This window comes from Dietzia sp. SLG310A2-38A2 (assembly GCF_014145095.1).
Lineage (GTDB): Bacteria > Actinomycetota > Actinomycetes > Mycobacteriales > Mycobacteriaceae > Dietzia.
Window position 1 is genome coordinate 1 of record NZ_JAALDX010000296.1, and the last position, 7,085, is coordinate 7,085.

Genomic DNA, 7,085 nt, shown 5'->3' on the forward strand with positions numbered 1-7,085 from the left:
GGCCGCGAGCGGGGCGAGGGCGCCGTGGCGGCGCCCCACCGCGGTACGCACGGGTTCGCAGACCACGATGTCGGCGAGGGCCTCCGCCATGCGGGACCTCATCGACTCACTCCACCATCATCCGGACGGTCTCGGCGACGACCGCCGGACGGTCGGAGCCCTCGACCTCCACGGTCACCAGACTGTTGAGCTGAACCCCTGAGGACTTGCGCTGGAGCGAGGTGAGCTCGATCCCCGCCCGGATGCGGGACCCCACCGGAACCGGTGCCGGGAACCGGACCTTGTCGACGCCGTAGTTGATCATCATCCGGAACCCCCGGATCTCCATCACCTCTGCTCCCAGCACCGGCAGGAGGGAAAGGGTCAGGTACCCGTGGGCGATGGTGGCGCCGTACGGCCCCTGCGCCGCGCGGACCGGGTCGACGTGGATCCACTGGTGGTCGCCGGTCGCCTCGGCGAACGCGTCGATACGGTCCTGGGTGATCTCCATCCACTCGCTGTACCCCACGTGCCGGCCGAGCTCGGCCTCGAGCTGCTCCAGTCCCTCGAACACCCTCATGACAGTCCTCCTCGCTGCACCAGTTGCGATGCGATGACGTTGCGCTGGATCTCATTGGTCCCCTCGCCCACGATCATGAGCGGGGCATCGCGGAAGTACCGCTCAATGTCGTACTCCGTGGAATACCCGTAGCCGCCGTGGATCCGGACCGCGTCGAGCGCGATCTCCATGCCGACCTCGGAGGCGAAGAGCTTGGCCATCCCCGCCTCCATGTCGCAGCGCTCGCCGGCCTCGGAACGCTCGGCGGCGTGGAGCGTGAGCTGGCGCGCGGCGGAGAGCTTGGTGGCCATGTTGGCCAGGTGATGACCGATGGCCTGGTGCTTCCAGATGGGTTGTCCGAAGGACTCGCGCTGCTGTGCATACGCGAGGGAGTCCTCGAGCGCGGCCGCCGCGACGCCGAGCGCGCGGCCGGCCACCTGGATCCGGCCGGTCTCCAGGCCCTTCATCATCTGGGCGAAGCCACGTCCGGGCTCGCCGCCCAGCACCTGCGTGGCGGGCGTGCGATAACCGTCGAAGGCCAGCTCGCACGTCTCGACGCCCTTGTACCCGAGCTTGGACAGGTCCTCGGAGACCGTGAGTCCGGGCCCGTGCTCGACCAGGACGATCGAGATCCCCCTGTGCGTGGGCGTGGCCGACGGGTCTGTCTTGCACAGCAGGGCGATGAGCCCGGAGCGTCGCGCGTTGGAGATCCACGTCTTGGCCCCGGTGATCACGAGCTCGTCGCCCTCGGTCTTCGCGGTGGTGGTCATCCCCTGGAGGTCCGAACCCCCACCGGGTTCCGTGAGCGCCATGGTCGCCCGGATCTCGCCGGTCGCCATCCGGGGGAGATAGGTGGCCTTCTGCTCCTCGGTTCCGAACTCGGTGAGGAGTTTTGCCACCACCGTGTGCCCGCCCATGGCGCCCGCGAGGGACATCCAGCCGCGGGCGAGCTCCTCGGTGACGCGCACGTAGCAGGGCATCGAGACCGGCATCCCGCCGAACTCCTCGGGGACGGCCAGGCCGTAGATCCCGATCTGCTTCATCTGCTCGATCCAGCGTTCCGGGTATTCGTTCGCGTGCTCCATCTCGCGCACGGAGGGCTTGACCTCGCGGTCGATGAACCGGCGCACGGTCGCGACCAGGTAGGCCTCGTCGTCGTTCAGGTCCGGCACCGGTGACACCTCGTCGTCGTCTCCACCCGCCCGTCAGGCGGGGTTCGGGACCCATCGTCGCAACCCACCAGGCAATAGTCAATAATCATGCGCATGGTTTGGCTAGGATGCCGGATATGGACAGTCTCGACGCCTTATCCGTCGGCGGACCCTACTTCGACCAGTTGGCGGTGGGTCAGGTCGTCGTCGACGCCCCGTCCGTCACCCTGACCGAGGGGCTCGCCGCCGCACACCAGGCGATCCTCGGTGACCGCCTGCGTCTCCCCCTGGACCATCGTCTCGCCCACGCCGTCACCGGCGGCACGGTGGCCCACCCCGGCCTGGTCATCGACGTGGCGATCGGGCAGTCCACCGTCGTCACCCAGCGCGTCAGGGCCAACCTCTTCTACCGTGGCCTGCGTCTGCTCACCGCACCCCGGATCGGCGACACCCTGGCCACCCGGACGGAGGTCGTGGGGCTCAAGACCACCAGCCACTCACCGGGCCGCGCCCCCACCGGGCTCGCCGCGCTCCGCATGACCACCACCGACCAGGATGGACGAACCGTCCTGGACTTCCACCGATGCGCCATGCTGCCACTGACTCCGGGCGTCGACCCGGCGTCGTGCACCCACGCCGACGACCTGACGACAGTCGGGTCCGACACCACCGGGTCGTGGGTGGCACCCGAAGGCTGGGACCTGGCCGCCTACCGCGCCGCGGTCCCCGGCGCCGGTGACCCCCTCCCCGCCGAGGGCACCGTCCTGCGCCCGGGCGCCGACGTGGTCTCGAGCGCCCCGGAGTTGGCCCGGCTCACCCTGAACATCGCGCAGACCCACCACGACGCCCGCGTCTCGGGCGCCGGCCGGCTGGTCTACGGCGGCCACACCATCGGTTTGGCATTGGCGCAGGCCACGCGCGCACTGCCGACGATGCTCACCGTGCTCGGCTGGCACTCGTGCGAGCACGTGGGCCCGGTCCGCGAGGGCGACACCCTGAGCAGCGAGCTCATGGTGGGAGCCGCGATCGACCTCGCGGACGGGGGGACGGCGCTCGACCTCCGGTCGCTCGTCACCGCCCACCGGGTGGACGGTGACGCTCCCGTCCTGGACTGGTCGTACACCGTCCTCATGCCCGGAAGAGCGGATCGGGGATAATGGTTGTCATGAGTTCAGGAGGCGGCACGCGCCCGCGGGTCGGCCGCCCCAAGAAGACGGCGCTCCTGGTGGCCCAGCAGATCGTCGAGGACATCTCCCGGCGCGGGAACACCGTCGGCGACCGGCTGCCGCCGGAGCACCTCATGCTCGAGCAGTACGGGGTCGGTCGCGGGACGCTCCGGGAGTCACTGCGCTACCTGGAGTTGCAGGGCGTCATCATGCTCAAGCCCGGCCCGGGTGGCGGGCCCATCGTGCAGCAACCGGACGGGGGGACGCTGGCCGCCACGTTGAGCCTGCTCCTGCAGTTCGAGAACGCCCCGTTCTCCACGATCGTCGAGGCCCGCACGGCGTTGGAACCCAGCATCTCCCGTCTGGCCACCTCGCGGATCGACGACGCCGGACTGGCCGGACTCGCCGAGAACCTCCGCCAGGCCCGGGAACAGCTGGGCGACCAGGCGGCGTTCTCGGCGCACTCCGAGCGATTCCACGAGCTGATCGCCTGGAGCTCCGGGAACGCGCTCTTCGGCTACCTCTTCGATGCGCTGAGCGGCCTGATCGCCGGCGCCTCGATGGGCATCACCTACCCCAGGCGGCAGCGCGAGTTGACCTGCGACATCCATGAGGAGATCTACGCCGCGATCGCCGACCGGGACGGCGACACCGCGTCCCGGCTGATGTCGGTCCACATCCACGAGCACACCACGTACCTGGAGAAGCGGTTCCACAGCGCGCTCGCGCGGCCGATCCGGTGGGACCTCGACGGGTGACCCGGGGCCCCGGGCCGTCCCCGTCCGCGGCGGGTCAGATGTGGCGACCACCGGTGATCTCGAGGACCGTACCGGTCATGTAACCCGACATGTCGCTGGCCAGGAACAGCACGACCTGCGCGACCTCGGAGGGCTCGCCGGCCCGGCCCATGGGGATCTCGGACATCTTCTCGTCCCACACGTGTTGCGGCATCGCCAGGGTCATGGCGGTACGGATGAGACCGGGCTGGATGGCGTTGACGCGCACGTTCTTGAACGCGACCTCCTTGGCGGCGGCCTTGGTCAGTCCGACGATCCCCGCCTTGGCGGCGGAGTAGTTCGTCTGACCCTTCAGCCCGACCTTGCCGGAGATGGAGGAGACGTTGACGATCGCCCCTCCCCCATGTTGGCGCATCCGTCCGGCGGCCGCGCGGGTGCCGTTCCACGTGCCCTTGAGGTGGATCGCGATGATGTCGTCGAACTGCTGCTCGGTCATCGTGCGCATCGTGGCGTCGCGGGTGACACCGGCGTTGTTGACGAACACCCCGAGCGGGCCGAACGCCTCCTCGGCCACGTCGATCAGGTGCTCGATCGCCGCCCCGTCACGCACGTCGCAGTTCACGTAGCGGGCATTGTCCTCACCGCCCAGCTCGGTGACCGCGGCCGCACCCGCCTCGTCGTCGATGTCCCCGATCACGACGCGCGCACCGCTGTCGATGAACGTCCGCGCGATCTCCAACCCGATCCCGCGCGCGGCTCCGGTGACGACCGCGGTCCTACCCTCTAGAAGTCCCATGACGTGTGTCCTCTCCTCGTGCCTGCCCGGCCAGTTCGGCCAGGATCGCGTCGGTGTGTTGGCCCAGTGCCGGCACGGGCCCCATCGGTAGCTCTACGTCTGCGTAGGTGATCGGCGGGAGCAGACCGCGGACGGGTCCGGCAGGGGTGTCGAGCTCCCGCCACCGGTCCCGCGCCTCGAGCTGCGGGTGGTCGACCAACCCGGCGACGTCGTTGAACCGGGCCGCCGGGACGCCGGCGTCGTCGAGCCTCTCGGCCAGATCCGCCGAGGCGTACCCCCTGGTCAGGGAGCCGATCATCGCGTCCACCTCGGCCCTGCGGGCGACGCGGGCGATGTTGGTGGCGTACCGCTCGTCGTCGACGAGATCCGGCCGGTCCAAGACGTCGCGGACCAGCGCCGCCCACCCGCGGTCGTTCTGCACCCCGATGAGCACCCGGCCGTCCCTGGTGGGAAAAGCATCGTACGGGCAGATCGAGGCGTGCGACAGCCCCATGCGTCCGACCTGCCGGTCCGCGTACATCCGGATGTACATGGGGTGCCCCATCCACTCGGCTGTCGCCTCGAACATCGACACCTCGATCGTGGCGCCGCGCCCGGTCCGCTCCCGACGGAACAACGCCGACTGGATGGCCGACAGCGCGTACATCCCGGTGGCGATGTCGGAGACGGGCACGCCGGTCTTGGTGGCGGTCTCGGGGGTGCCGGTGATCGAGCACAACCCCGACTCGGCCTGGACGAGCATGTCGTAGGCCTTGCGGCCGGAGTACGGTCCCGCCTCGCCGTACCCGGAGAGGGTGACGACGACGAGCTCGTCCTTCCGCGACCGGAGCGCAGCGGCTCCCAGTCCCAACCGCTCCATCGCCCCGGGCGCCAGGTTGCTCAGGACCACGTCCGCACGGTCGGCCAGTTCGAGCGCGACCCGCAGTCCGTCGGCCGAGGAAAGGTCGAGCTCGATCGACTCCTTGCCCCTGTTGAGCCACACGAAGTGCGAGGCCAGGCCGTGAACGGTGTCGTCGTAGGACCGGGCGAAGTCGCCCTCCCCCGGCCGCTCGATCTTGATGACGCGGGCGCCGAGGTCCGCGAGGTGACGGGTGGCCAACGGGCCGGCGACGGCCTGCTCGACCGCCACCACCGTGATCCCCTCGAGAGGGAGCGGCCCGTCTCCCGTCATCGTGCGGTGGCCTCGCGTGTCGCACCACGCATGAGGCCGCCACCGATGATCAACCTCTGGATCTCGCTCGTCCCCTCGTAGAGGCGCAACAGACGGATGTCCCGGTAGATCCGCTCGACCGCGACGCCCCGCATGTACCCGGTGCCGCCGTGGATCTGGACGGCCAGGTCGGCGACCTTCCCCGCCATCTCCGTGCAGTAGAGCTTGGCGACGGACGGGGCGATCCTGCGGTCCTCTCCCGAGACGTACTTGGCCGCGACCTCGCGGACCAGGGCCTGTCCCGCCATCACCCCGACCTGCTGGTCGGCGAGCATGGCCTGGACCAACTGGAAATCACCGACGGCCGTCCCCCCCTGCGTGGTGGTGGCCGCATGAGCCAGAGACTCGTCGAGAGCCCTTTTCGCGGATCCCACGGCGACGGCGGCGATGTGGATTCGCCCGCGGGCCAGGGACGTCATCGCCGCGCGATACCCGGCGTCCTCGTCGCCGCCCACGAGTGCCGACGCCGGGACGCGGACACCACTGAAGTCCACCTCGGAGGTCGGGGCACCCTCTTGTCCCATCTTCCGGTCCTTCGGCCCCACCGTGACCCCTGGCGCGTCGGCGGGGACGAGGAACACCGCGATCCCCGTCCCACTCTCGTCTGCGGGACGGGTCCGGGCGAACACCACGAACAGGTCAGCCACCGGGGCGTTGGTGATGAAGCGCTTGGTGCCGTCGATGATCCAGCCCCCGCCCTCGTCACCGTCGCGGATGGCCCTGGTCGTCAGCCCGGCGGGATTGGACCCCGCCCCGTCCTCGGTCAGAGCGAAGGAGGCAATGACCTCGCCGGACGCGATCCGCTCCAACCACTCGGTCTTCTGCTCGTCGGTGCCGAAGTTCACCAGGACCTGCCCGGCGATGCCGTTGTTGGTGCCGAACAGCGACCGCATGGCCAGGCTGGTGTATCCGAACTCCATCGCCAACTCGACGTCCTGGGTCAGGTCCAACCCCAGACCACCCCACTGCTGCGGGATCGCGTATCCGAACATCCCCATCTCGGCCAGCCCGGCCCGGATCTCGTCCGGCACGGCATCGGTGTCCGCGATCTCCCGCTCACGGGGCACCACCATCGTCCGGATGAAGTCACGGGTCGTGGCGAGGATGGCCTCGAAGTCCTCCGCGTCGACCTCGGAGCCCGCCTGGTTCGCCTGCACGCTCATGCCTGTGTCCTTAGTCGTCCGTGGTGGCCCTCGCGGAACCACGATCCGGTGAAGTATGCTTCAAACTATTATCATCAATTACGGGGCGGGGCAACAGCCGCCGCCGGACCCCGGGAGCTACCGATGACCGACTCCAGCGAGTCCCGACCGCTCAGCGGCATCCGCGTGGTCGAACTCTCCAGCTTTGTGGCCTCCCCCCTGTGCGGGCTCACGCTCGCGCAGCTCGGCGCCGAGGTCGTCCGGGTCGACCCGGTGGGCGGCGCGGCAGACGTGCACCGCTGGCCGCTCGCCCCGGAGGGCGCCTCGATCTACTGGGCCGGCCTC

8 protein-coding genes are annotated in these 7,085 nt (G+C 69.7%); 3 read left to right on the plus strand and 5 right to left on the minus strand.

Annotation, left to right across the window (positions count from 1 at the left end):
• Positions 1-106: 106 nt before the first annotated feature.
• Positions 107-559 carry a MaoC family dehydratase gene (locus G6027_RS11075; protein ID WP_182637231.1) on the minus strand — a complete coding sequence of 151 codons (453 nt, stop codon included), beginning with the start codon at positions 557-559 and terminating at the stop codon, positions 107-109.
• Positions 556-1,710 carry an acyl-CoA dehydrogenase family protein gene (locus G6027_RS11080; RefSeq protein ID WP_182637232.1) on the minus strand — a complete coding sequence of 385 codons (1,155 nt, stop codon included), beginning with the start codon at positions 1,708-1,710 and terminating at the stop codon, positions 556-558. The genes G6027_RS11075 and G6027_RS11080 overlap by 4 nt, the downstream gene beginning before the upstream one ends.
• Before the next feature lie 116 nt (positions 1,711-1,826).
• Here G6027_RS11080 and G6027_RS11085 point away from each other — a divergent pair, with 116 nt between their 5' ends.
• Together G6027_RS11085 and G6027_RS11090 are read left to right on the plus strand one after the other, a co-directional pair.
• Complete coding sequence (locus G6027_RS11085) at positions 1,827-2,846, plus strand: MaoC family dehydratase (RefSeq protein WP_182637233.1); 1,020 nt, start codon at positions 1,827-1,829, stop codon at positions 2,844-2,846.
• An 8-nt stretch (positions 2,847-2,854) separates the two neighbouring features.
• Positions 2,855-3,613, plus strand: a complete 759-nt coding sequence (locus G6027_RS11090) for an FCD domain-containing protein (protein ID WP_182637234.1) — start codon at positions 2,855-2,857, stop codon at positions 3,611-3,613.
• A 34-nt stretch (positions 3,614-3,647) separates the two neighbouring features.
• Here the strand turns inward: G6027_RS11090 and fabG are convergent, their stop codons facing one another.
• Genes fabG through G6027_RS11105 form a run of 3 tightly spaced genes read right to left on the minus strand, consistent with a single transcriptional unit; the run spans position 3,648 to position 6,761 of the window.
• Positions 3,648-4,388: a 3-oxoacyl-ACP reductase FabG gene (gene fabG, locus G6027_RS11095; RefSeq protein ID WP_182637235.1), complete on the minus strand. Its 741-nt coding sequence runs from the start codon at positions 4,386-4,388 to the stop codon at positions 3,648-3,650.
• The gene (locus G6027_RS11100) at positions 4,369-5,559 is read right to left on the minus strand and encodes a CaiB/BaiF CoA-transferase family protein (protein ID WP_182637236.1); all 1,191 of its coding nucleotides are present in this window, start codon (positions 5,557-5,559) and stop codon (positions 4,369-4,371) included. The genes fabG and G6027_RS11100 overlap by 20 nt, the downstream gene beginning before the upstream one ends.
• On the minus strand, positions 5,556-6,761 hold the full coding sequence (locus G6027_RS11105) for an acyl-CoA dehydrogenase family protein (RefSeq protein ID WP_182637237.1): 1,206 nt from the start codon (positions 6,759-6,761) through the stop codon (positions 5,556-5,558). The genes G6027_RS11100 and G6027_RS11105 overlap by 4 nt, the downstream gene beginning before the upstream one ends.
• Before the next feature lie 123 nt (positions 6,762-6,884).
• Here G6027_RS11105 and G6027_RS11110 point away from each other — a divergent pair.
• Positions 6,885-7,085 (plus strand): CoA transferase (locus tag G6027_RS11110; protein WP_182637238.1); only part of this gene is annotated, 201 nt, incomplete at its 3' end.

Excerpts from the sequence above, each read along its gene's own strand:
- G6027_RS11075 (WP_182637231.1), bottom strand. The coding sequence starts at position 559 with ATGAGGGTGTTCGAGGGACTGGAGCAGCTCGAGGCCGAGCTCGGCCGG.
- fabG (WP_182637235.1), bottom strand. The coding sequence starts at position 4,388 with ATGGGACTTCTAGAGGGTAGGACCGCGGTCGTCACCGGAGCCGCGCGC.
- G6027_RS11085 (WP_182637233.1), top strand. The coding sequence starts at position 1,827 with ATGGACAGTCTCGACGCCTTATCCGTCGGCGGACCCTACTTCGACCAG.
- G6027_RS11090 (WP_182637234.1), top strand. The coding sequence starts at position 2,855 with ATGAGTTCAGGAGGCGGCACGCGCCCGCGGGTCGGCCGCCCCAAGAAG.
- G6027_RS11105 (WP_182637237.1), bottom strand. The coding sequence starts at position 6,761 with ATGAGCGTGCAGGCGAACCAGGCGGGCTCCGAGGTCGACGCGGAGGAC.
- G6027_RS11100 (WP_182637236.1), bottom strand. The coding sequence starts at position 5,559 with ATGACGGGAGACGGGCCGCTCCCTCTCGAGGGGATCACGGTGGTGGCG.